Source organism: Empedobacter sp. UBA6745 (assembly GCF_002453775.1).
Classification (GTDB): Bacteria; Bacteroidota; Bacteroidia; order Flavobacteriales; family Weeksellaceae; genus Empedobacter; species Empedobacter falsenii_C.
Genome location: NZ_DKHL01000009.1, coordinates 1 through 815, shown reverse-complemented (window position 1 = coordinate 815; position 815 = coordinate 1). Strand labels below are relative to the sequence as shown.

Below are 815 nucleotides of genomic sequence, written 5' to 3'. Positions count from 1 at the left end.
AAAGTAAATAAGTATTTGTCTAATAAAGAGTAATTTGCGCGTAAGGCATATGAACTCAAAGCTTGTTTGATATAATCGGAACCAATATTATACGTTTCTTGCGTTCCTGATCCTATATTGTGATAACCAGTTTCAAAAGGAATATTTCTAGAGCTTTGGAATGAAGATTCATATCTACTTTCGTAAATACTTTGTAAAGCTAGAATATTGAATTTGTGTATATCATTAATCTCAAAATTTGCATTAACCTGGTTATCCCATGTATAATTAAATCTCTCAGATTTATTAATTGCTGCAGAAGACAAATTGTTATTACTTGCTCCAACAGATGTCAAAGCACCCCACGATTCACCTTTTCTTCTTGTGTCATAGTTTGCAGAATAGGTTGTTTTTAAAGATAACCAATCTAATGGACGATATTCGAAAAAGAAATTCCCGATACCATTCCATCTTCTAGTTTCATTTACTGTATTTTTAATCTCTAAAAGAGGATTATAAGTAGATGTTTTATCGATGATAAATGCACCTTGTTGATTAGTTAATTTTCCTGGTAAAGCAGCTAATTCAGTACTTTCGTATTGATAAGGATTCAAGAATGGATTTAATCTGAAAGCCTCTTGCATAGCGATATCAGAACCATCTTGTTGTTCTGTTAATGCGACATTAAGATTAATTCCAACCGAAAATTTATCATTGATTCTATGATCAACACCAATATTTACAGAGTATTTATCTAAAGCTTCATTTTGTAAATTTCCTTTCTCTTTTTGAGCACCTAATCCAATATTATAGCCCATTCCGTTCTCTGAACGTCC

Annotated in this window: 1 pseudogene; it reads right to left on the bottom strand. The window is 31.5% G+C overall.

Features of this window, described 5'->3' with window-relative positions:
• Positions 1 to 815 (bottom strand): annotated as a pseudogene (locus B4H69_RS04060) (SusC/RagA family TonB-linked outer membrane protein); the annotation flags it as partial.